We start from the raw sequence: 21,563 nt of genomic DNA, 5'->3' as shown, positions 1-21,563 counted from the left end.
GCCTGCGAATTGATTCGCAGGCGGGTATTGGTACTTGTGCAAGATCAAGATATTGTTTCTACCTTCTACCTTCTACCTTCAGCCTTCTGCCTTTTAGCTTGCGGCAACTACGCTGATAACATACGGTTCTCACCACTGCTATTCCTCACCCTACAGAGCTAACCTTTATTTAGTACACAAAAGTTCACACGGGATGAAGATTCATCCATATTTTTGAACGCTCGGCGAGGTAATGCCCACTATGTTTGAGTACTTTACAGACAAAGCAGTTAAAGCGGTAATGCTAGCTCAGGAAGAAGCGCGTCGCCTGGGACACAACCTCGTGGGAACCGAGCAAATTCTCCTGGGGTTGATTGGAGAAGGAACAGGAGTACCTGCTATAGTCCTGAAAGATAATGGTGTTACTCTGGAAAAAGCACGTAAAGAAGTAGAAGGTATTCTTGGTCGGGGTAGTCGTTTCGTCCCCAGAGAAATTCCTTTCACCCCAAAGGTTAAGCGGGTTTTTGAACAAGCTTATCAAGAAGCTCGTCAATTAGGACATAATTACATAGGCCCAGAACACTTACTGCTGGCAATTATTCGGGAAGAAGCTGGAGTTGCAGTTAAAGTGTTGGAAAATTTGGGCGTTGACATTGCTATACTTCGCACGGAAATCATTAAGCAGCTGGGAGAAGTAGCTACCGTTGCTAAAGGTGGTAGACAGCAAGGATTTTCTCGTGGGAAAACGAAGACTGCAACCTTGGATGAATTTGCGAGTAATCTAACGAAGTTAGCCGCAGAAGGTAAATTAGATCCAGTTGTGGGTCGGGAAAAGGAAATTGAACGGGCTGTTCAAATTCTAGGTCGTCGGACTAAGAATAATCCAGTCTTGATTGGAGAACCGGGAGTTGGTAAAACTGCGATCGCAGAAGGTTTAGCACAACGCATCGCTAATGAAGATATCCCGGAGATGCTGCAAGACAAGCAAGTTTACAGTCTCAATATGGGTTCTTTAGTTGCGGGAACTCGTTTTCGCGGTGATTTTGAAGAACGCATCAAAGCAATTCTTGATGAAGTTCGTCAAGCTGGAAATATCATTTTGGTAATTGACGAAGTTCATACTTTAGTTGGTGCAGGTGGTGTGGAAGGCGGTATGGATGCTGCTAACTTAATGAAACCTGCATTAGCGAGAGGTGATTTGCAGTGCATGGGAATGACAACTTTAGATGAATATCGCAAGCATATTGAAAGAGATGCTGCTTTAGAACGTCGTTTCCAACCAATTATGGTCGGTGAACCTTCTGTAGAAGAAACGATCGAGATTTTATATGGTTTGCGTTCTGCTTACGAACAACATCATAAGGTAAAAATCTCTGATGAAGCGTTGGTTTCTGCTGCGAAATTCTCAGATCGTTATATTTCCGATCGCTTCCTTCCCGATAAAGCAATTGACTTGATTGATGAAGCTGGTTCTCGCGTTAGATTCAGAAATTCTCAAGCTTCTGGAACTAAGGAATTGAAGCAAGAATTGCGTCAAGTTACCAAAGAGAAAGAAGAGGCTGTTAAAGAGCAAGATTTTGAGAAAGCTGGCGAATTGCGCGATCGCGAAATGGAGTTAGAAGCTCAACTAAAAGCGATCGCTGACAACAAAAATCAGCCAATTCATCCCGAAGCAATGCCGATCGTTGATGAGGAAGATATCGCCCAAATTGTAGCAGCTTGGACTGGTGTTCCGGTTAGCAAACTGACGGAAACTCAATCGGAATTGCTGTTGCATTTAGAAGATACTTTGCATGAACGGTTGATCGGTCAAAATGAAGCGGTGACAGCGGTTGCGAAATCAATTCGTCGCGCCAGAGTTGGGTTGAAAAATGCTAATCGCCCGATCGCCAGTTTCATTTTCTCAGGCCCCACTGGTGTTGGCAAGACCGAATTAGCTAAAGCATTAGCCGCCTATTTATTCGGTTCTGAAGAAGCGATGATTCGCGTCGATATGTCCGAATATATGGAAGCTCACACTGTTTCTAAATTAATTGGTTCGCCTCCAGGTTTCGTCGGTTACGATGAAGGCGGTCAATTAACCGAAGCAGTACGCCGCAGACCTTACTCGGTGGTGTTGTTTGATGAGATTGAAAAAGCTCACCCCGATGTCTTCAATACCTTGTTACAACTGTTAGATGATGGTCGTTTAACTGATGCCAAAGGTCGCACGGTAGACTTCAAGAATACCTTGTTAATTATGACTTCAAACATCGGTTCTAAGGTGATTGAAAAAGGTGGTGGTGGATTAGGTTTTGAGTTTGCCGAAAATCTAGGTGAAGCGAATTATAATCGAGTTCGCAATTTGGTGAATGATGAACTTAAGCAATATTTCCGTCCTGAATTTCTCAACCGAATTGATGAAATTATCGTCTTCCGTCAGTTAACTAAGGATGAAATTAAGCAAGTTGCTGGCATTATGTTGCGCGAGATTTCTTCTCGGTTAACTGAACAGGGAATTAGCTTGAATGTGACTGAGAGATTTAGCGATCGCTTAGTCCAAGAAGGTTACAATCCTGCTTACGGTGCGAGAGAATTAAGACGGGTAATTATGCGACTTTTAGAAGATAGTTTAGCGGAAGCAATGCTATCTGGTCGCGTGCAAGAAGGTGATACTGCTGCGATCGATATTGGCGAAGATGGCGAGGTAGTTGTCACCGCAGAGAAACAGCATGATTTAGTGCTGCAACCTGTTGGTTAAAGCTTTGCACTGTTGGTTTTCCCCTGGTAGTAATACCGGGGGATTTTTTCTTAGGGTTTAACTACCCTAACTATTAAGAATCAAATCGATGGAAATGGCAATATCAAGAAAGGCTAAGGGCTGAATTGTTCCGCTTGTCAAGATTTGTTTTGAATTGTACTCCCCGTTTTGTGGGTCACGAAAGACCACTAATTGTAATTCGTTTAAGTTAACGACCCAGTATTCAGGAATGTTAACTTCGGCGTAGATTTTACTTTTAATTTCTAAATCCTTACTCAAGCTAGATTGCGAATATTCAATAATCCAAAAAATGTTTTCGGGATATGGATGATGCTCTCGATATTCTCGTCCCAGATTTCGTACAACAGCGATATCTGGTTCTGGTTCAGAATTATTGGGTAAAGTAATCGGACTGTCTTGACGAACTTTAGCTCTATCCCCCATTAATCTTGTCAGATATTCTCCAGCTTCATTTCGAGAATAGGCATGAGGTTCCCCTTCTGGTGCCATTTCAACAATTTCTCCTCTCAATAATTCAACTTGACGATCGTCCAAAATACCTGCTTGAATTATGCGGTGATACTCTTCTAAAGTCCACTTGGCTATAGTTACCGACATATTATTTCTCCTTCTTTGAAGTCCGGCATCTGGTTTGCATAGTGTTGAATTGAATTAGACCAGAATTTAAGTGAGTTGAGAGGACGCAGAAACAAGAGCGAGAATAAACCCAGATTTGGTTTATTTACCTTTGCTCAAAAAAGCGGCTGGCGAAACATGGAAAAATTCAGCTAGTTGCTCAATATTACTTACAGTTAATTCCTGCTCACCGCTTAAAATTTCGGAAATGTTTGTTTCGGTTTGGAAAATAGGAATTAGGTCTTTTTCTTGGAGATTCAAATCTTCCATTAGAGCTTTTAACAGATCTATACCGGAAATACTAGGCATAGATTCATAAAGATCTTCATAATCACGGATTAAACTACCTAAAACATTAAGATAGTCTTGTTCATCTGGTGTTAATTCATCACGATCGATCAGTGAATCAATTACTTTTTGGGTAGCAACATAATCTTCTTCCGAAGCGATCGGTCTTGGCGGAAAAGCTGCCAGTAATGACATATACTCGCTATTGTTAGGAGTACCAGGGGTCGTTTTTCCAGTTGTCTGTGTCATATTCTGCATGGGTAAGTACGTTGCGAATGAAAACTTTTTTGTACTTATAATCTACCAAAGCAATCAAGCGATAGTTGTTGCCACTAATGTTAAATACTGTGAGTTTTCCAACTAAATCTGCTGAGGGAAAAACTTGACGAAGGTCTGCAAAAGTTTCCCACTGAACCTTTTTTGTCCGTTCGTACCACGTTTGGAGGCTCGTTTGGGAATTTGGGTGTTGTTCCCAAAACTCTTTGAGTCTTTTATAGGTAATAACGTGCATGAGAGCCTTTTTACAATTTTTATTTTATACAATGATGAATCAGAGTAAACCATAAATAGGCCAATAATATCTTGCACAAACCATTATCCCATCTGTGTTTATCTGTGGGTATCTGTGGTAAAAAATTCAGTCTAGATATTAGGACTAAAGTCCCTACAACGAACGGGGATAAAAAAAAGGCTCCTGCCTTGAGGCAGGAGCTTTAAACTGTTTAGGAGAGAGAAATTTAAACTTACCTAACTCCTTAGTCAATATCGCCCATGAATAATACTGGCTCGGTTTCGCGATCGATACCTTTTTCAAAGCCAGCAGCAGCAGCACGAGCACGTCCTGCGTGCCACAAGTGACCAACTAAGAAGAAGAAAGCCAAAACAAAGTGAGAAGTCGCCAGCCAAGCGCGTGGGTTTACGTAGTTGAAGCCGTTGATTTCAGTGATCAGACCACCTACAGAGTTCAAAGAACCGTTAGGAGCATGAGTCATGTACTCAGCAGCACGACGTACTTGCCAAGGCTGAACGTCATTCTTGATCTTGTCTAAGTCAAGACCGTTAGGACCACGTAAAGGTTCCAACCAAGGGCCCCGGAAATCCCAGAAGCGCATGGTTTCACCACCGAAGATGATTTCACCTGTAGGAGAGCGCATTAGGTATTTACCAAGACCTGTGGGGCCTTGTGCAGAACCGACGTTAGCACCTAAGCGTTGGTCACGCACTAGGAAGGTAAACGCTTGAGCTTGAGAAGATTCAGCGTTTGTTGGGCCGTAAAATTCGCTGGGATAAACGGTGTTGTTAAACCAAACGTAGCAAGATGCCACAAAGCCCATCAGGGACAATGCGCCCAAGCTGTAGGAGAGATAAGCTTCTCCAGACCAGATGAAAGCGCGACGTGCCCAGCCGAAAGGCTTGGTGAGAACGTGCCAAATGCCACCAGCGATACAGATCAAACCGATCCAGATGTGACCGCCGACGACATCTTCTAGGTTATCAACGCTGACAATCCAGCCATCGCCACCGAAAGGAGATTTTGTTAAGTAACCAAAGATGACAGCAGGGTTCAGTGTGGGGTTAGTAATTACCCGCACATCACCACCACCAGGAGCCCAGGTGTCATACAAGCCACCGAAGGCTACAGCCTTAGCCACCAACAGCAGGGCACCAATGCCGAGCACAATTAGGTGAAAACCAAGGATGGTGGTCATCTTGTTCTTATCTTTCCAGTCATACCCGAAGAAAGAAGAGTATTCTTCGAGGGTGTCTGGCCCACGAACGGCGTGATAAATACCGCCCAGACCTAAAACAGCAGAGGAAATTAGGTGCAGAACACCAACTACGAAGTAGGGGTAAGTATCGATAACTTCACCACCTGCACCAACTCCCCAACCTTGGGTAGCGAGGTGAGGTAGCAGGATCAAGCCTTGTTCGTACATGGGCTTTTCTGGGTTAAAGTGAGCGACTTCAAATAAAGTCATTGCTCCAGCCCAGAACACAATCAGACCAGCGTGGGCAACGTGAGCGCCCAGCAGTTTACCGGAGAGGTTGATTAAACGGGCGTTACCAGCCCACCAGGCAAAACCTGACGATTCTTGGTCACGATTGCCCGCAACCATTGCACTGTTAAATGATGATTCCACGGGGCAGTACCTAAATTAAAAGGTTCTAAGGATTTTTTAGGATTTAAAGGTGAAAGATTGAAGGTTGAAGGAAAAATCTAGCCTTAATTTTTCATTCATCCTTAATTTATCTAGCTCGTTTTACAGAGCGTTACCACGAGGCAGAACTTCTTCAGGGAAGACAAAGTGCTCGTGAGGTTGGTCGGCTGGCGCTAACCAAGCACGCAGACCTTCGTTGAGCAGAATGTTCTTGGTGTAGAAGGTTTCAAACTCTGGGTCTTCCGCCGCACGTAACTCTTGGGATACGAAGTCATACGCCCGTAAGTTGAGTGCTAAACCGACAATCCCTACAGAGCTCATCCACAAGCCTGTGACTGGTACGAACAACATAAAGAAGTGTAACCAACGTTTGTTGGAAAACGCAATCCCGAAGATTTGCGACCAGAAACGGTTCGCTGTCACCATCGAGTAGGTTTCTTCGGCTTGGGTGGGGTTGAATGCCCGGAAGGTGTTGGAGCTATCCCCGTCTTCAAACAAGGTGTTTTCTACTGTGGCTCCGTGAATGGCACAGAGTAAGGCTCCACCGAGTACGCCTGCTACTCCCATCATGTGGAAGGGGTTGAGTGTCCAGTTGTGGAATCCTTGTAGGAACAGGATGAAGCGGAAGATTGCGGCTACTCCGAAGCTGGGTGCGAAGAACCAGCTGGATTGTCCCAAGGGGTACATCAGGAACACGCTGACGAATACGGAAATCGGCGCGGAAAATGCGATCGCATTATATGGGCGAATCCCCACTAACCGAGCGATTTCAAATTGCCGCAACATGAACCCGATTAACCCGAAGGCTCCATGTAGAGCCACAAAGGGCCATAATCCACCCATTTGGCACCAACGGGTAAAGTTCCATTGGGCTTCGGGACCCCACAAGAACAACAGGGAGTGTCCCATGCTGTCGGCGGGGCTGGATACGGCTACTGTTAGGAAGTTGCAGCCTTCTAGGTACGATGAGGCTAGGCCGTGTGTGTACCAGGAGGTAACGAAGGTGGTTCCGGTGAGCCATCCGCCGAGTGCTAGGTATGCACAGGGGAATAGCAGTAATCCAGACCAGCCGATGAAGACGAACCGATCGCGCTTGAGCCAGTCATCGAGGACATCAAACCATCCTCTTTCTGCTGGGGCGCGTCCGACTGCTATGGTCATTTCAAACCCTCTTGCCTGATTAAAACTGGGAGGTTTTTTAAGTAAGTTAACATAACTATATATTAATTTGTTGCCAAAATTAGGAAAGTTCATAAATTTTAGTTAGGAGATTGACTGGCGCAAAGGTTATGAAGAGTGGGAAACTAAAGGACTGGGGACTGGTTAGGGATCGGGTCAACCCATGCTCACCAGACTGGGAAAACTCCTTTTCTTCCAAATTTTTTAATAATTAAGCTGGGCTATTAATCTCCCATCGGGTATTGAAGTAGCCCAGTTAGTCAGAGATAATTTTGTTAATCACAGCCATGACCACACAAACAATTTCCACAAGCGATCGCATTCTTTGCCAGCAAATTCTTGGTTCGCGTCGTCTCAGCAATTACTTGTTGGCGACAGCAGTTACGATCGGCGGTGTAGGTTTTCTCCTAGCTGGGCTTTCCAGTTATTTACACAAAAATCTGTTGTTCTTTAGCGATCCTTCTCAACTAATATTTGTCCCTCAAGGACTCGCAATGGGATTTTATGGAGTTGCCGGATCGCTCTTAGCAACCTACCTCTGGTTGATGATTATTTTAGATGTGGGCGGCGGATATAACGAATTTAATCGGGAAACTGGATTTGTGAAAATTTTCCGTTGGGGTTTTCCCGGCAAAAATCGGCGAATTGAGGTAGGCTGTCGGATTGAAGATGTTCAAGCTATTCGAGTTGACATCAAAGAAGGTTTAAATCCCCGTCGCGCTCTTTATTTGCGGATTAAAGGACGTAGAGATGTACCTTTGACCAGAGTTGGACAACCCATATCTCTGTCAGATTTAGAAAATCAAGGCGCTGAGTTGGCACGCTTTTTGGGAGTACCACTCGAAGGGTTATGATTGTATATCTTGATTCAAAATGTTAGTTGAGTATCTAACTAAGAAAATGCAAATCAGAATTTCGCACTGGTTAGTCTCACTCATAATTGTTGGTGCATTATTTCTGGGAGGATGCACATCCCAAGAAGGTTCTTCCCAGACTTCCGAAAATTCATCAGCAACTACTCCTGTATCCACCACTCAAGTAAACAATCCTCAAATGACTAATTCGCCGCGCTTGGAAGGAAAAGCCACTGTTGTTATGGTGGTGAATGGTTCCCCGATTACGATCGAAGTTGATGGCACTAACGCCCCCGTTACTGCTGGTAATTTTGTCGATCTTGTTGAGCGGGGTTTTTACAACGGGCTAATTTTTCACCGAGTAGTCAAAAGTCCTGAACCTTTCGTTGCTCAAGGTGGAGATCCTCAAGGTACTGGAATGGGAGGATTTGTCGATCCCCAAACTAAAAGACCGCGCAATGTTCCTTTAGAAATTAAGTTACAGGGTCAAGCGGAACCCAGCTATGGTAAAGCTTTAGGCAGACAAGCTGGATATTCCGATCCTAAAGTTGTGTTAAATCACAAGAAGGGAGCTATTGCTATGGCTCGATCGCAAGCTCCAGATTCAGCTTCTTCTCAGTTTTATTTCGCCCTCTCAGATATAGACTTTCTCGATGGCGACTATGCCGTGTTTGGTTATGTAACCGACGGAATGAATGTGGTAGAAGGAATTAAACAGGGCGATAAAATTGAGTCTGCTAAGGTAACTCAAGGCGCAGAAAACTTGAAAAAATAGTTATTTGTCATTGGTCATTTGTCATTGGTTATTGGTCTAGCAGTTATCTTAAAAAAACCGAGTTTTTGCTTAACTTCTAGTGACAAATGACAAATGACTCATGACAAATGACAAATAACTAATGAATGTAAAGATTTTTATCACTGGCATCGGTTTTTTCTCAGCTTTGGGTGATTTGGATTCCAGTTGGCAAAGTTTGTTAGCTGGAAAATCTGCGATTCGGTTGCGTCAACCTTTTTTGGAACTAAAACCAAGACCTTTGGCGATGATTGGCGATCGACCAACTGAACTATTAACTTTAACTCAACTAGTTGTAGAATCTGCCTTAAAAGATGCCGGACTAAACCCACCTTTACCAGATTGCGGCGTAGTAATAGGCTCAAGTCGCAGTCAACAAGCACGCTGGGAGCAGTTTGTACAGGAGAGCAGAGGGGCAGAGGGGCAGAGGGGCAGAGGGGCAGAGGGGCAAGAAAACTTTGGGAGGGCGGGTTTTGTTTTTAACTCTTCTGCTGTGATCACAGATTTATCTGCTAAACCCGCCCCTACAAGTGAAAACTCTCCCAGTCCCCAGTCCCCAGTCCCTAGTCCCCAGTTCCCTTGGCTTGAGAGTTTGCCAAATATGACGGCGATTTGTGCGGCGCGGCAAATTGGGGCGACAGGGGCGGTTTTGGCACCAATGGCGGCTTGTGCTACCGGAATTTGGGCGTTAGCGCAGGGTTTTGAGTTAATTCAAACTGGGCAATGTCAGCGAGCGATCGCAGGTGCGATAGAAGCACCAATTACACCCTTGACTTTGGCAGGTTTTCAGCAAATGGGCGCTTTAGCCCAAACGGGCGCTTATCCTTTTGATAAACAGCGCGAAGGTTTGGTTTTAGGAGAAGGTGGGGCGGTTTTTGTTTTGGAAACTGCCGAATTAGCTAGAGAGCGAGGGGCAAAAGTTTACGCTGAAGTTTTGGGTTTTGGCTTGACAGCAGATGCTTTTCATGCTAACGCACCAGAAGAGGGCGGGAAAAGTGCCATCTATGCGGTTAAGCAATGTTTAGAACGCAGCAATCTTTCACCTATTGATATTAATTATATTCATGCTCATGGGACTGGGACTGTTTTGAATGACCGAAATGAAGCACAATTAATTAATTATTTATTTTCCGAAAATGTAGCAGTTAGTTCGACAAAAGGCGCAACTGGGCATACATTGGGAGCATCGGGAGTTTTGGGAGTAGCTTTTAGTTTGTTGGGGTTGCGCGATCGCATTTTACCCCCTTGTGTAGGTTTAAGAGAATCAGAATTTGATTTGAATTTAGTTAGGGTAGCGCGATCGAGCGAAATTCAGAATTTGCTATGTTTTAGTTTCGGTTTTGGCGGACAAAATGCAGTGGTAGCATTAGGAAAAACATAAAAAGTACGTTGTTGCGCTTCAGCGCTAAAGCTGAATTTTAGGCAAAATAAAAGAAACACCTCAACAGAGGTAAACCAATGGTTAAAATTCCTACCAAACAAGAGATTATTTATCCCGAAAGAGACGGCAACCCAATGTCAGATAATACAAAACAGTTCCGTTGGATTACCACAATTCAAGGGGGACTGGATGCACTTTTTCGGGATGATCCAAATGTTTTTGTAGCGGGAGATTTGCTTTGGTATCCAGTTGAAGGGGATAATAAAACTCGCTGTGCCCCTGATGCGATGGTTGTATTTGGTAGACCAAAAGGTGACAGAGGTTGTTATGTACAATGGCGAGAAGATAATATTGCGCCACAAGTAGTTTTTGAGGTACTTTCGCCAGGGAACACTTTAACGGAAATGGCTAAGAAGTTGGCATTTTATGACCGTTATGGCGTAGAGGAATATTATCTTTACGATCCTGATAAAGTAGATTTGAGTGGTTGGGTGCGTTCTTCTAGTAATGGGAGATTAGAGGTAGTTGATTCGATCGCTAATTGGGTAAGTCCAAGTTTAGGAATTAGGTTTGATTTAAGTGGTGAAGAATTGCAAATTTTTGCGCCTTCGGGACAGCGATTTGCTACTTATGTGGAATTACAAATAGCAAGGGAGGAACAACAACAACGAGCAGAAGAAGCAGAAGCTTTGTTGGAAGCAGAAAGACAACGAGTGCAAGCATTAGAAGCGCGTTTGCGAGAGTTGGGTATTGAGCCTGAATGATACCAAATCTGGGTTAGTTAGCGATTGAAATCGCAGCTACACAAACAAAGTCCGCCTACGCGGACTAAAGAATCCAATTATCTATAATGCAAAATTCTGAAGTGCTTGTTGAAAAGTTTTGATCGCATCAACATGATTTACATAATTGATCAAGATAATTTATAACATTAAACTTTACCTTCTGCTAGTCGTGGAAACATTTCTTATAGTAATAGTACCTTTGTCCCCTGATTTCTTAGCGTTGTTGTAATCCATTAGACGTGCCAGCGTATTTAGAGCATTACCACCTTGTCTCACAGACCGGACAAATGTGCCTAAGCCTGGAAGTAAAAACCTATCAATAGCATTTTCTACACCAACATTGCCTGTATCTAAGCCTACATCTTTGAATGCTTCATATAAAGGATTCTTGGGTTCCTTCCAAAAACCATCTGACTCATTGAAACTGATGGTTTTTGTGTACTCCCAGAGGTTTTGCAATACTTCTCCTACTTTTCTCTCATCAAGAAAGTCTAAAGTGAAAACTCCTTTTAAACTCGGTTCACTTTTAAAAATATTAATTACCGTTTCAGAATTTTTGGAAAAAACAGCCTCTTTAGCAAATCCCAAAATAAATTTTTTCACCGATTTTTGTTGAGTAAATTCAGGATCTTTTAATTGAGAAACTTCAATGACTAACATGGCTGTGTTATACCAAAGAGCTAGATTACTAGATTTAGTAATATTTACAAAGCCACCAGCCGGAATATTTATATTCTTAAATTCCTGCTCTTTTAAGTCTCTCCTATAGTCTCCTTGTGGATACTTACTCCACCATGTCTGAGGATATTCAACAAACATTCGATAACCAGATTGTAGAAATCCAGTAGGTGGTTTGTTTCCATTAATTATTTGGCCATCCACAAAGTTTCCATTAGCGTCATATATTTCAATTAATCCATCTGCTGAACCTCGGTTAAATAATGTTATATCAACGGTAATTGATCCGTCTGGATTCTTTGTTTGTTGAAACTTGTCAAACAAAATACCAGAGTCGGCTTCAGCACTGTGGCAGTAATCAGGTGCGCTTTGACCTAAAATATTCCGCAGGTTACTGGTACATCCCATATTTGAAAATACTAATTCCTGTGAAGAAGCGGTTACTGGTGATGATTGACTAGGAGTAGATACTCGCCCTGTCGCTGTTTGTTGCCCTGAATCTCTTGGCAAAGAAGCAGTACAACCAGCATTCTCTAGCTTTTGATTATTTGCTGAATTTAAATACCAGGTATTTAACGGTTGAGCACCAATTAAGAAATGCTTGGTAGAATCAATATATTCTGTAAAATCCACAGGTCGATTAAGGGTAAAGTTACCGTTTTGTGTTCTAATAGTGTTTCCATCAACTGTTCCTTCAATAACATACTGCGAATTTTCAGAAATTCCTATAATACATACTTTGTTTTCTCTATAAGAAGGCCATATTGAAATAGCGATTTCTTGGGAAGTTTGCGGCCAGTTTTGATTTTGCCAATATCCTAAGAAAGGTGCTATGTTTCTATTAGAGCGAGCCCAAGCTTGTCTGAAAGATTGTACATTGCGTTCTTGTCTTGCACGGGAATTTTCTAAGCGACTGATAAGTTGAATAGCAATGTTACGAGGAACTCCTTTACGCACTAAACAATTAACGTCAGCACGACAAGAATCTGTTTGACAACTGCCTCTGGCACAAGACGTTGTTTGACGACCCGCAACGATTCTCCAGCGACCATTCTGACGTGCTAGTGTAACTGTGTCTCCATTTTGTCCGAAAAAATAATTCAAACTAGCATAGTTATCAATAATAACTATCTCACCAATAGCTCCATAACCACGTACTAAATTGAGAATAGAAGAAATATCGTCATTAGAATTATTGGAAACTCCTCTGTGCTGAGACTGCGCCAAAACTGCTAACGACCCAGCATCCAAAACAGCCAAACTCACTATCAAACCAAGTATCGATCGCCCCTTCATAACTACTCCCCATTCCCATCACCCAAATTTATAGCAAACGGGGAATTAACCTACCTCAGCAATTTTTCGGAGAATCAGGAATTTTAATATTAAGAAAAGCGATCGCACCCGTACAAACACCGAAAAGATTTGATTTTTATTCTGACTCAAAGGTTCGTTTCCTACCTCTTCCCAGTTTATTATTGTTGCGATCGTCTGTGATTGGCAATCGAGGTTTCTAAATTTTGGGATGTGTTGCGATTGCGATCGTTTTAATAACTTGGCTGGATGGTGCGTTACGTTATCACTAACGCACCCTACAAATGATTATTAAGTATGAGTACGGGAGAATTGATTTTAGGAAAATGAGTGATATTGATTAATGTGTGGCGATCGTCTGTGGTTTGCGATCGAGGTTTTTAAATTTTGCAATGTGTTGTGATTGCGATCGTAATCTCAATAAAAGGGAATTTTTTTGCATCAAGCATCGTTTTTTCTCTTGTCTTCCTCTAACAATTTTGCTAATTTCTGGACAGCTTCAAATGAGTTATAGAGGGTGACGCTGGAAAAACTTGGCTTCTGCTGTGTCTCTGCTTCTTCTTTAGCTAATTCTGATGCTAAAAACTCGCTCGCCTTTAACTTATCAGCACGAGATAAACTTTGCAGCATTGGTAATAAATCAGTCACATTCATGGAATAGCATTTGAAGTAATTACAGTCAAATTATAACACCCTCAATCCCGCCTGCAAATTGATTCACAGGCGGATATTAGGAGAGAGATTTAACGAATAGTTAATTTAAAAGTATATCGAGGATTACTCAATCTATAAGGTTGTGCAATTATTATTTTGTAATCGCCCGTTACTGTCGCTTCAAAAGTATCATTTTGGGGATGTTCATAAGATTGCCCATCAGGTGTGATAAAAGTAAATCCAGAAAGTCCTTGAATATCAGCAGGATCGTTATTATTGGGAGGATCGACTCTTTCACCTTTCCAAGTGATATCAGCAATTATTTGTTGACCTTTGTTAGCCCGAAAAATATAAGTATCTTGATTACCTAAAGTTACAGCACCATTAATTATAGATGATGAAGCGCCGGGGGCAAACTGCACGCGACGGGTGATTCCTCTGCGTTGTTGGGCGTTAACTTTTTGTAAAGAAGTCGCGCCGAAAACTGCTAAACTGATTCCTAAGTAAAGAAGCGATCGCCTTTTCACAACTCTCTCCTAATTCCCCAAAACTCAATCTCCTTTGAGTTGTCCGAGTTTAGCATATTTGGTTGCGATCGCCCTGAGCAGCCAACCTGATACTTGATAAAGGAACTAATCAACGGACAATTTTTCAAATCTTAACTTGGAAAAATTGTTATTAAAACGATTGTTTTACGAAAATTTACTAAAGTTAAAGTTAACGTTTTTATAAATAATACTGATTTTTGCGGATAAATCTTTTAGTTTATGAACAAGTCTTCAAAGATATAATACTTAATTTTATTAAGAGCCGCTAAAAAGTATACCTATTTAATACATCTGCCGTAGGATAGAATTAGGTCATTAGTATGTATTAAAAAGTAGGTAACTCAATATGGAACTAGAAGTGCATCAATTTATTTCCTATTTTGAGCCAGCGCAAGCGGCAGAGTTATGCAAAATGGCTATAGTGGAAAATTATACTGAACAAAAGGTCGTCTTTGAAGAGTACGACGTTCCTGATTATTTATATTTAGTTTTAGAAGGGCAAGTGGAGTTTAGAAAAAAAACAACTTGTGATAAGTATCATGTGATTGCTGTAGCTAAACAAAATGAATTTTTTGGGGAATTTGGGGTTTTGGATGGACAACCGCGCAGTGCTCAGGCGATCGCTTATCCAGACACAATTTTAGCTAAAATTCCTCGCGCTCAGTTGATGGAAATATTAGATAATACAAAAGGCTATGTAATTCTCAAACTGTTAAGTTATATTATCCGTCATCTCCGTGCTACCACTGCACAGTATGTTAACCAAATGGTTTATCAAGAAAAAATGGCTTTAATCGGAGAAATGGTTAATACTATTATTCATGATTTTAGAAGTCCGGTAACAGGCATTCAACTAGCCAGCGCCATGTTAAAAGAAACCCATCCTGATGAAGATACAATTGAATGGTGCGATATCATTCAAGCACAAGTTAAGCGAATGTTGGGAATGGCAGAAGAAGCACTAGAATTTGCTAGCGGTAATGCAGTTTTAAAGAAACAACCTGTCAAGTTAGCAACATTATTAGAACACTTTGAAAAGCTGAATCGAATTTATTTCAAAGATGCTCATGTAAACTTCAAATTTGATGTACCAGAAATTTTGGTTAATGTTGATGAAAACAAATTGATGCGAGTTTTGCAAAACTTAATTAGTAATGCTGTGGAAGCTTTTCATGGTAATGGTGGTTGCATAGAGGTAACTGCTAATAATAATGGCAAGTTTGTCCAACTTCAAATATGCGATAATGGCCCTGGAATACCAGAAGCTATTAGGGATAGTTTATTCGATCCTTTTGTGACTCATGGGAAACGAGGGGGCACAGGATTGGGAACTGCGATCGCCAAATCAATTATTGAAGCACATAACGGAGAAATCTGTTTTCAAACTAACTGCAAAGGAACTACTTTTTACATTGATTTACCTCGCCAATTAGATATTAATTGCAGTTAAACTGGATTATTATAGCGATCGCTAACTGCATCGAGTATTACTTGCTTTTTTTGTTGGGTTAACTGAAAATAATTACTTATCAAAGCTATAAATAATTCTTAGGAAAAAGGGCAGACACACATTGATCTGCCCTCGAAAAAGAGCAATCACACTCTTCTTAAGTCTAGTACAATAGTGTTAACAATCAGTCTGGTTTTTTGCATGACTCTAACTGAACAAATCCTTAGCCAAATTCCCGGAAATGCTTTAGAAGGATTACGGCGAGTCGATCGCCTTTGGCAATCCTTAAAAGAAGATACCATACCAATACCTCAATTAGTCAAACAAAGCGACTTACCATTAGGAACATTAGACTGGGATGTGGTAATTTGTGGTGGAACTTTAGGCATTTTAATTGGCGCAGCTTTGGCAAATTTAGGTTGGCGAGTCGCTGTAATTGAACGGGGAATTTTGCGGGGAAGAGATCAAGAATGGAACATTTCTCGCAAAGAGTTAGAGGTATTTTTAGAGTTAAATTTGCTGACAGAAGCGGAATTAGAAAAGGCGATCGCAACTCAATACAACCCTGCGAGAGTTGGATTTTTAGGTGGTAAAGACATTTGGGTGACAGACATTCTCAACATCGGTGTCGATCCAGTTTATCTCCTAGAAACTCTCAAATTAAAGTTCCTCGCTGCTGGCGGTAAACTCTTGGAAAATTCACCTTTTCAAGGTGCAGTCATTCACCCTGATGGAGTATTAGTAGAAGCAAGTGAAAGTTTAAAAACTAGATTATTAATTGATGCAATGGGCAATTTTTCTCCCATTGTGCAACAAGCGAGACAAGGACAAAAACCCCATAGCGTTTGTTTAGTGGTGGGAACTTGTGCTAAAGGTTTTCCTGAGAATAAAACCGGAGATTTAATCTATTCTTTTACACCTTTAGAAAATCAATGCCAATATTTTTGGGAAGCTTTTCCCGCCAGAGATGGTAGAACAACTTATATGTTTACTTATTTGGATGCAGATTCTCAACGTCCAAGTTTGGAAGAGTTCTTTGGCGAATATTTGCGGCTTTTACCAGAATATCAAAATGTACAATTATCACAATTAGAATTTGTCAGAGCTTTATTTGGGTTCTTTCCTAGTTATCGCCAGAGTCCGGTTAAAATGCCGTTCGATCGCATTTTACCAGTAGGAGACAGTAGCGGCGCACAATCGCCTTTAAGTTTTGGTGGTTTTGGTGCAATGGTGCGTCATTTGCAGAGGTTAACTAATGGGATTCATCAGGCGTTGGAGTGCGATCGCATAAGCCAATCCGACTTATCATTATTACAACCATACCAACCAAATTTAGCCGTAACTTGGTTATTTCAGCGCACCATGAGTGTAGGGATAAATCAAAAAGTCGCACCAGAACAAATTAACCAGTTACTAGCAGCAGTATTTTTAGAAATGGAAAATCTCGGAGATTCAGTACTCAGACCATTTCTGCAAGATGTAGTACAGTTTACCGCTTTAACAAAAGCGCTTTTAAAAACTCAACTGTCTCACCCAGAGTTAGTAATTAAAATTATTCCCCAAGTTGGCATATTAGCATTAATTGATTGGTTGGTGCATTACTTCAATTTAGCAGCCTATTCAGTTCTAAATCAATTAGGTGCAAGCATCCAACCTTGGGTAAAAGAATTACCACCAGTACCACAATATTACATTCAAAGATGGATTGATGCGTGGAAATATGGTTCTGGTGGTGATTATTAGGCAGTTTTTAACCGAGAAACAGGCTGGTATTTCTCTGCTTTTACTGGCGCATTTTTAGGATATATCACTGTATATGTTTCCATCACAGTGCCATCATCTAAACAATGGCTAGGATAATGTCCTTTAATTTCTTTGTTGAAAAATTTGCCCTTAGAATCAGAGTCTAGAAACCGTTGCCAAGTTTCCATTTCCACATCAGCATATTGATAAACTGAACCGCTATTAAACTCGATTTGCAAGATTTTTCTTTGTTTATCATATCCCATTGCTGATGCCATAGTTGACCTAATTGGCACCATCGGAATTTCTGCTTCTTCGTTCGCTATTTCAGCAAGTTCTTGTAGTCCTTCGTAAACATAAGAAGGGGCAGGAACTTCTAAATATTCCATCTGGTTGCCGCGATCGATCAAAAAGCCTAAATGGTCATCTTCATAACCAACAGCTACGACATTTTTTAAGTCAATATTGATTAGCTTCATTGATAATTCTCCTGCCAATCTTAGAAAAATAATTTTATTTGGTATTTATGTACTATAATTATAGCAAAAAATTTTTCTCGTTGCCTGTAGAGACGTTGTATACAACGTCTCTACAATGATGGGTTATTTAACTAGTTACACCCGAATGTTGGTAACTATCGATTTCCTTTCGCAACTGTTCTGCTTTCTCCAACAAATCAACCTGAGAAATAGTTTGCTGTTCTTTCGTCGCCATCCACTTTAACTTAACTGTTTGATTTTCCGCTTCTTCATCTCCCAAAATCAAACAACCAACAGCACCACTTTTGTCAGCACGGGCAAACTGTTTCTTAAATGCACTACCACTTAAATCTAAATCCAAGCTAAATCCAAGTTGGCGTAATTTCTGCCCTAGAATTAATGCTTGTGCTTCCGCTTTTTCCCCTCTGGAAACAACGTAGAAATCAAGCGATCGCGCCGAACTCCCCTGCAATTTTTGCAACAGAATAATCAACCTTTCCAGACCGATCGCCCAACCCACCGCAGGCGTATCAGGCCCACCTAATTCGGCTACCAAACCATCATATCTGCCACCACCACAAACCGTTGCTTGAGCACCCAAATCATCGGAAATAATCTCAAAAGCAGTGTGAGTATAATAATCTAAACCTCGAACTAACCGAGGATTTAACTGATAAGAAATTCCCAAATCAGTTAACAACTGCAATACTTGGTCAAAATGCCGTTTAGAATCAGCGCCAAGATGATCTAAAATACTCGGAGCATTTAGAGAAATTTCCTTAGTCCGTTCATCCTTACTATCTAAAATCCGCAAAGGATTGCGAGTTAATCTATCTTGAGAATCAGCATCTAACTCATTTTTATACGGAGTTAAATAATCAATCAAAGCTTGGCGATATTGTTGGCGATCTTCCGCATTTCCCAAAGAGTTAATATCGAGGCGGAGAGATTTTAAACCCAAAGTTTGTAGGATGTTATTGGCGATCGCAATCACCTCCACATCCGCCCTGGGATCGGAACTTCCTAAAACCTCAACCCCTATTTGATGAAACTGTCTTTGCCTTCCAGCTTGCGGACGTTCATAGCGAAACATCGGCCCAGTATACCAAAGACGCTGCACGCCACCTTGAGCAAAAAGACCATTTTCAATAAAAGATCTCACTACTCCAGCAGTACCTTCCGGGCGCAAAGTAATCGATCGTTCACCCCGATCCAAAAAAGTGTACATCTCCTTACCCACCACATCAGTAGCTTCACCGATGCCACGTTCAAAAAGTCCAGTTTCCTCAAAAATCGGAGTGCGAATTTCTTGGTAAGCAGCTTTGCCCAAAATTTCCCTGACCGTTGCTTCCACCTTCTGCCAGTAAACAACCTCTTCTGGCAAAATATCTCTCGTTCCCCGTAAAGCTTGAATCGTACCCATAATTTAATAATTGCTGATTGTAATGTAATTGTAATAAGTAGGTAGATATAAATAAAGTGAAAAATAGGGCGGGCAGGATGCCCACCCCACAAGAAAGATGTAACTCTTGTGGGGTGGGCATCCTGCCCGCCCCAAGGTTAGATAACTATTATTACTTTATTTATTTACACCTACTTAGTTCATTGCCAAATAATTAAGGAGAAAAACAAAAAGGAAAAGGTAAAATCCTTTCCCCTTTTCCCTTTCCCCTGTCTTCTTATTAAAGATTACCGATAACTGCCTTGCCGTATCGTTGTTGATAGTAAGCCAAAATTTGCTCTACTCGTTGCTGAGAAGCTGAAGTAGCCGTTTCCGAATACTCAATCCACAAACTTCCCACTTGACTCTGAAGATAATCAAAATCCTGAGACAGCTGCGGTGTTAAACCTGTTTCCACCCCAGAAACTTGGCGCAAATGAGCAGCAATTTCTCGATACACCGCTAAAGGCAGTCTCGGAAATACAACTTCGTACTTAAATTGGTTTTTTTCGCCTATCTCGCTCATATTTTGCCGTAATTAAACATTAGTTTGGCGTTTAGCTGTCACAGGAGTAGGAGTCACAGCTTGTGTTCCTTGTGCTCCAGGCTGTGCTGGTGCAGGCGCTCTTTCTCCCACGAGTTTCGACACTTCTACCCCATTTTGCTCCAAAATCACAATTGGTTCTGAGCCTTCATTAAATTCAATCCGTTTTACCAACACCTGACCATTTGCCAACCGCTGCCCTGCTCTAACATAACGGCTAGTTGCCTCATTTGGTGCTTTAACAATTGCTTGAGGTTCAGTACCAACAATTACCACTCCAGACACTTCCACAGCTTTCGCCAAAACGGGATCTGGTGGGGCTGGTAGGGTAGGAATTTCGGGAGGTGCAGGCGGTGCCACAATTGCCGGAGTTGGGGCTGGTGTTGGTGCAGCTGCTACGGTTGGGTTAGGTGTTTGGGTAGGTTGTTGTGGCGTTCTAGCTACAGCGCGAGGCTGTTGAGTCCGTTGTGGTGTCCTTGCCACAGTTCGGGTTGGTTGTTGAGTCCGTTGCGGTGCTTGTGCCGCAGTTCGGGTTGGTTGTTGAGTCCGTTGCGGTGTCCTTGCCGCAGTTCGGGTTGGTTGTTGAGTCCGTTGCGGTGTCCTTGCCGCAGTTCGGGTTGGTTGTTGAGTCCGTTGCGGTGTCTGTGCCGCAGTTCGGGTTGGTTGTTGAGTCCGTTGCGGTGCCTGTGCCACAGTTCGGGTTGGTTGTTGAGTCCGTTGCGGTGTCCTTGCCACAGTTCGGGTTGGTTGTTGAGTCCGTTGCGGTGCCTGTGCCACAGTTCGGGTTGGTTGTTGAGTCCGTTGCGGTGTCTGTGCCGCAGTTCGGGACGGATGTTGAGTCCGTTGCGGTGCCTGTGCCACAGTTCGGGCAGGTTGTTGAGTCCGTTGCGGTGCCTGTGCCACAGTTCGGGCAGGTTGTTGAGTCCGTTGCGGTGCCTGTGCCACAGTTCGGGTTGGTTGTTGAGTCCGTTGCGGTGCCTGTGCCACCTGAGTAGGTTGAGTTTGACCAGTGGTGCGTGTGGCTGGAGTTCTTACTCTTGGTTGTTGTCTAGTCCCAGTTATGCCAGGGCTAGCAGGAACAGGAACTACTGGTGCTTGGGGTATTCGGATCGGTGTTGTGGTTGTACCACGCCCTGCTGTTTGTTGCGGAGTCGCTCTCCTGGGAATACTAACTACTGGTGGTTGTGCTTCCGGCACTCCTCCCACTGTAGGAACGTTCCTTGCTGTAGGTGCAGTAGTGGTGCTAGGAATGCTAACTACTGGTGGTTGTGCTTCCGGCACTCCTCCCACTGTAGGAATAGATCTATTGGGTGATTGAGTAGGAGTTCTATTAGCAGTATTTGGGGTTGGTTGCTGTTGATTTAAATCTAAAGGCGGCAACCCAAAAGGATCTCTGTTAGCTTTATCTATTTGTGTTTGTACTTGTGCTGCCCGCTGATTTGGGTCTGTTGGTGGTATTAATTCTGGTGGTGCAGTAACAATAACATTTGGTGCTGGTTTGGGCGCAGTCGCCCCAGGCGTAGGTGTGGGTTTTTGTTTTGGCTCAACCATTGGACTGGAAAATGGTTGAGTTGGTGATGGCTGCGCTGTTGGTTCAGTGGCAGGCGTTGTAGCAGCGGATGTAGTAGCAGCGGGTGTGGTAGCAGCGGGTGTGGTAGCAGCGGGTGTGGTAGCAGCGGGTGTGGTAGCAGCGGGTGTGGTAGCAGCGGGTGTGGTAGCAGCGGGTGTGGTAGCAACGGGTGTGGTAGGTGAAGGAGAAGAGGCGGTTTCATTTTCTCCGCCACCGCATCCACCCATTAGAATAGCCAGTGTCCCAAATAAGGCAATAAATGATAATTGACGCATTGCCTGTCTCCCAAAAAGTTTTTTAGCCTCCACTATCAATGTCTATTTTTTCTATTGGACATTTAGTGATTGC

Annotated in this window: 19 protein-coding genes; 7 read left to right on the top strand and 12 right to left on the bottom strand. The window is 42.5% G+C overall.

The window, feature by feature from the left end; genetic code table 11:
* The first annotated feature begins 241 nt into the window (after nt 1-241).
* Nucleotides 242-2,719 (top strand): ATP-dependent Clp protease ATP-binding subunit, encoded by a 2,478-nt coding sequence (locus tag ACE1CI_RS01850; RefSeq protein ID WP_413268108.1) that lies wholly within the window; start codon nt 242-244, stop codon nt 2,717-2,719.
* A gap of 66 nt (nt 2,720-2,785) precedes the next feature.
* Here the strand turns inward: ACE1CI_RS01850 and ACE1CI_RS01845 are convergent, their stop codons facing one another.
* The 5 genes from ACE1CI_RS01845 to psbD form a co-directional block, all read right to left on the bottom strand.
* Nucleotides 2,786-3,337: a Uma2 family endonuclease gene (locus ACE1CI_RS01845; protein WP_413268107.1), complete on the bottom strand. Its 552-nt coding sequence runs from the start codon at nt 3,335-3,337 to the stop codon at nt 2,786-2,788.
* A 120-nt stretch (nt 3,338-3,457) separates the two neighbouring features.
* Nucleotides 3,458-3,892 (bottom strand): helix-turn-helix domain-containing protein, encoded by a 435-nt coding sequence (locus ACE1CI_RS01840; protein WP_413268106.1) that lies wholly within the window; start codon nt 3,890-3,892, stop codon nt 3,458-3,460.
* Nucleotides 3,852-4,154, bottom strand: coding sequence for a type II toxin-antitoxin system HigB family toxin (locus ACE1CI_RS01835; protein ID WP_413268105.1), 303 nt, complete (start codon nt 4,152-4,154; stop codon nt 3,852-3,854). Before ACE1CI_RS01835 ends, ACE1CI_RS01840 begins: the two co-directional genes overlap by 41 nt.
* Before the next feature lie 244 nt (nt 4,155-4,398).
* Complete coding sequence (gene psbC / locus ACE1CI_RS01830; RefSeq protein WP_413268208.1) at nt 4,399-5,760, bottom strand: photosystem II reaction center protein CP43; 1,362 nt, start codon at nt 5,758-5,760, stop codon at nt 4,399-4,401.
* 144 nt (nt 5,761-5,904) lie between these two features.
* Nucleotides 5,905-6,963 (bottom strand): photosystem II D2 protein (photosystem q(a) protein), encoded by a 1,059-nt coding sequence (gene psbD, locus ACE1CI_RS01825; protein WP_496615593.1) that lies wholly within the window; start codon nt 6,961-6,963, stop codon nt 5,905-5,907.
* 296 nt (nt 6,964-7,259) lie between these two features.
* Between psbD and ACE1CI_RS01820 the strand changes: the two genes are divergently transcribed.
* From ACE1CI_RS01820 to ACE1CI_RS01805, 4 genes are all read left to right on the top strand, one after another.
* A complete protein-coding gene (locus tag ACE1CI_RS01820; protein ID WP_459564156.1) occupies nt 7,260-7,835 on the top strand; it encodes a photosystem I assembly protein Ycf4 in 576 nt (191 codons plus the stop codon).
* A gap of 46 nt (nt 7,836-7,881) precedes the next feature.
* Nucleotides 7,882-8,610, top strand: coding sequence for a peptidylprolyl isomerase (locus ACE1CI_RS01815; RefSeq protein ID WP_413267713.1), 729 nt, complete (start codon nt 7,882-7,884; stop codon nt 8,608-8,610).
* Nucleotides 8,611-8,731: 121 nt separating this feature from the next.
* A complete protein-coding gene (locus ACE1CI_RS01810) occupies nt 8,732-10,009 on the top strand; it encodes a beta-ketoacyl-ACP synthase (RefSeq protein WP_413267714.1) in 1,278 nt (425 codons plus the stop codon).
* 77 nt (nt 10,010-10,086) lie between these two features.
* A complete protein-coding gene (locus ACE1CI_RS01805) occupies nt 10,087-10,773 on the top strand; it encodes a Uma2 family endonuclease (RefSeq protein WP_413267715.1) in 687 nt (228 codons plus the stop codon).
* 174 nt (nt 10,774-10,947) lie between these two features.
* On the opposite strand, the gene ACE1CI_RS01800 is transcribed toward ACE1CI_RS01805, so the two are convergent.
* From ACE1CI_RS01800 to ACE1CI_RS01790, 3 genes are all read right to left on the bottom strand, one after another.
* Nucleotides 10,948-12,768: a hypothetical protein gene (locus ACE1CI_RS01800; RefSeq protein WP_496615193.1), complete on the bottom strand. Its 1,821-nt coding sequence runs from the start codon at nt 12,766-12,768 to the stop codon at nt 10,948-10,950.
* Between the two features lie 459 nt (nt 12,769-13,227).
* Nucleotides 13,228-13,440 carry a hypothetical protein gene (locus ACE1CI_RS01795; RefSeq protein ID WP_413267717.1) on the bottom strand — a complete coding sequence of 71 codons (213 nt, stop codon included), beginning with the start codon at nt 13,438-13,440 and terminating at the stop codon, nt 13,228-13,230.
* An 89-nt stretch (nt 13,441-13,529) separates the two neighbouring features.
* Nucleotides 13,530-13,967 carry a hypothetical protein gene (locus ACE1CI_RS01790; protein WP_413267718.1) on the bottom strand — a complete coding sequence of 146 codons (438 nt, stop codon included), beginning with the start codon at nt 13,965-13,967 and terminating at the stop codon, nt 13,530-13,532.
* 367 nt (nt 13,968-14,334) lie between these two features.
* On the opposite strand from ACE1CI_RS01790, the gene ACE1CI_RS01785 reads away from it, so the two are divergent.
* Nucleotides 14,335-15,438 carry an ATP-binding protein gene (locus ACE1CI_RS01785; RefSeq protein WP_413267719.1) on the top strand — a complete coding sequence of 368 codons (1,104 nt, stop codon included), beginning with the start codon at nt 14,335-14,337 and terminating at the stop codon, nt 15,436-15,438.
* A gap of 201 nt (nt 15,439-15,639) precedes the next feature.
* Nucleotides 15,640-17,181, top strand: a complete 1,542-nt coding sequence (locus ACE1CI_RS01780) for an FAD-dependent oxidoreductase (RefSeq protein WP_413267720.1) — start codon at nt 15,640-15,642, stop codon at nt 17,179-17,181.
* On the opposite strand, the gene ACE1CI_RS01775 is transcribed toward ACE1CI_RS01780, so the two are convergent.
* The 4 genes from ACE1CI_RS01775 to ACE1CI_RS01760 all read right to left on the bottom strand — a co-directional run bounded on the left by ACE1CI_RS01775 (nt 17,178) and on the right by ACE1CI_RS01760 (nt 21,490).
* A complete protein-coding gene (locus ACE1CI_RS01775) occupies nt 17,178-17,660 on the bottom strand; it encodes a KTSC domain-containing protein (RefSeq protein ID WP_413267721.1) in 483 nt (160 codons plus the stop codon). The two genes, ACE1CI_RS01780 and ACE1CI_RS01775, sit on opposite strands and share 4 nt — an antisense overlap.
* 127 nt (nt 17,661-17,787) lie before the next feature.
* Nucleotides 17,788-19,083, bottom strand: coding sequence for a histidine--tRNA ligase (hisS, locus tag ACE1CI_RS01770; RefSeq protein ID WP_496615192.1), 1,296 nt, complete (start codon nt 19,081-19,083; stop codon nt 17,788-17,790).
* Nucleotides 19,084-19,342: 259 nt separating this feature from the next.
* Nucleotides 19,343-19,627, bottom strand: a complete 285-nt coding sequence (locus ACE1CI_RS01765) for a hypothetical protein (protein ID WP_413267723.1) — start codon at nt 19,625-19,627, stop codon at nt 19,343-19,345.
* Nucleotides 19,628-19,639: 12 nt separating this feature from the next.
* Nucleotides 19,640-21,490 (bottom strand): hypothetical protein, encoded by a 1,851-nt coding sequence (locus ACE1CI_RS01760; protein WP_496615191.1) that lies wholly within the window; start codon nt 21,488-21,490, stop codon nt 19,640-19,642.
* Nucleotides 21,491-21,563: the final 73 nt, after the last annotated feature.

The sequence above is a fragment of the Floridaenema flaviceps BLCC-F50 genome, assembly GCF_041929275.2.
GTDB classification, from domain to species: Bacteria; Cyanobacteriota; Cyanobacteriia; order Cyanobacteriales; family Aerosakkonemataceae; genus Floridanema; species Floridanema flaviceps.
This window is presented reverse-complemented; position numbering and strand designations above follow the sequence as displayed.

What these genes read in the sequence shown, in the direction of transcription:
- ACE1CI_RS01850 (WP_413268108.1), top strand. Translation starts at nt 242, where the DNA reads ATGTTTGAGTACTTTACAGACAAAGCAGTTAAAGCGGTAATGCTAGCT.
- ACE1CI_RS01845 (WP_413268107.1), bottom strand. Translation starts at nt 3,337, where the DNA reads ATGTCGGTAACTATAGCCAAGTGGACTTTAGAAGAGTATCACCGCATA.
- ACE1CI_RS01840 (WP_413268106.1), bottom strand. Translation starts at nt 3,892, where the DNA reads ATGACACAGACAACTGGAAAAACGACCCCTGGTACTCCTAACAATAGC.
- ACE1CI_RS01835 (WP_413268105.1), bottom strand. Translation starts at nt 4,154, where the DNA reads ATGCACGTTATTACCTATAAAAGACTCAAAGAGTTTTGGGAACAACAC.
- psbC (WP_413268208.1), bottom strand. Translation starts at nt 5,760, where the DNA reads ATGGTTGCGGGCAATCGTGACCAAGAATCGTCAGGTTTTGCCTGGTGG.
- psbD (WP_496615593.1), bottom strand. Translation starts at nt 6,963, where the DNA reads ATGACCATAGCAGTCGGACGCGCCCCAGCAGAAAGAGGATGGTTTGAT.
- ACE1CI_RS01815 (WP_413267713.1), top strand. Translation starts at nt 7,882, where the DNA reads ATGCAAATCAGAATTTCGCACTGGTTAGTCTCACTCATAATTGTTGGT.
- ACE1CI_RS01810 (WP_413267714.1), top strand. Translation starts at nt 8,732, where the DNA reads ATGAATGTAAAGATTTTTATCACTGGCATCGGTTTTTTCTCAGCTTTG.
- ACE1CI_RS01805 (WP_413267715.1), top strand. Translation starts at nt 10,087, where the DNA reads ATGGTTAAAATTCCTACCAAACAAGAGATTATTTATCCCGAAAGAGAC.
- ACE1CI_RS01800 (WP_496615193.1), bottom strand. Translation starts at nt 12,768, where the DNA reads ATGAAGGGGCGATCGATACTTGGTTTGATAGTGAGTTTGGCTGTTTTG.
- ACE1CI_RS01795 (WP_413267717.1), bottom strand. Translation starts at nt 13,440, where the DNA reads ATGAATGTGACTGATTTATTACCAATGCTGCAAAGTTTATCTCGTGCT.
- ACE1CI_RS01785 (WP_413267719.1), top strand. Translation starts at nt 14,335, where the DNA reads ATGGAACTAGAAGTGCATCAATTTATTTCCTATTTTGAGCCAGCGCAA.
- ACE1CI_RS01780 (WP_413267720.1), top strand. Translation starts at nt 15,640, where the DNA reads ATGACTCTAACTGAACAAATCCTTAGCCAAATTCCCGGAAATGCTTTA.
- ACE1CI_RS01775 (WP_413267721.1), bottom strand. Translation starts at nt 17,660, where the DNA reads ATGAAGCTAATCAATATTGACTTAAAAAATGTCGTAGCTGTTGGTTAT.
- hisS (WP_496615192.1), bottom strand. Translation starts at nt 19,083, where the DNA reads ATGGGTACGATTCAAGCTTTACGGGGAACGAGAGATATTTTGCCAGAA.
- ACE1CI_RS01765 (WP_413267723.1), bottom strand. Translation starts at nt 19,627, where the DNA reads ATGAGCGAGATAGGCGAAAAAAACCAATTTAAGTACGAAGTTGTATTT.
- ACE1CI_RS01760 (WP_496615191.1), bottom strand. Translation starts at nt 21,490, where the DNA reads ATGCGTCAATTATCATTTATTGCCTTATTTGGGACACTGGCTATTCTA.